The organism is Paraburkholderia caffeinitolerans, from assembly GCF_902859945.1.
GTDB lineage: Bacteria > Pseudomonadota > Gammaproteobacteria > Burkholderiales > Burkholderiaceae > Paraburkholderia > Paraburkholderia caffeinitolerans.
The window spans coordinates 1-682 of sequence record NZ_CADIKL010000125.1 but is presented as its reverse complement, the minus strand read 5'-3'; the positions used below and the strand labels follow the sequence as shown (position 1 = coordinate 682).

General features: G+C 66.0%; 1 pseudogene. It reads right to left on the bottom strand.

Going from position 1 to position 682, the window contains the following annotated elements:
• A pseudogene (locus HV773_RS36565) lies at nt 1-682 on the bottom strand (sarcosine oxidase subunit alpha); the annotation flags it as partial.

Sequence of the window (682 nt, the reverse complement as noted above, 5' to 3'; positions counted from 1 at the left end):
GTCCGGACCCTGAATGTCGATCTTGCCGAGCGTCGACGCATCGAGAATGCCCACGCTGTTGCGCACCGCGAGGCACTCGCGCTTGAGCGCGGCGTGCATGTCCTCGCCCTTTTTCGGGTAGTACCAGGGGCGCTTCCAGTTGCCCACGTCTTCGAACAGCGCGCCATTGGCTTCGTGCCACTCGTGAATGCAGGTCTTGCGGATCGGGTCGAGGAAGTCGCCCAGTTCGCGGCCCGCCACGGCGCCGAACGTCACGGGCGTGTAGTTCGGGCGGAACGTGGTCGTGCCGGTTTCGGGAATCGTCTTGCCCAGCGCATCCGCGAGGATCGCCATGCCGTTGATGTTGCCGAGCTTGCCCTGGTCGGTGCCGAAGCCCATGGCCGTATAGCGCTTCACGTGCTCGACCGACTCAAAGCCTTCGCGCGCCGCAAGCAGGATGTCCGATGCAGCGACGTCGTTCTGGAAGTCGACGAACTGCTTCGGGCCACGCGGCGCGGCCTTGCGGCTGCCCACAAGCCACAGCGGCTGCAACGGCGTTTCCGTGACCTCGGCAGCCTTCGGCACTTGCGGGCGCGTCACCTTGAAGCCGAGCGACTTCGTCGCATCGATGCCGGCGTCGACTGCCTGAGTCAGGCCGCGTGCGAGGCTGAATTCGCCCACTGCCGCGCCCACGCTCACTTCC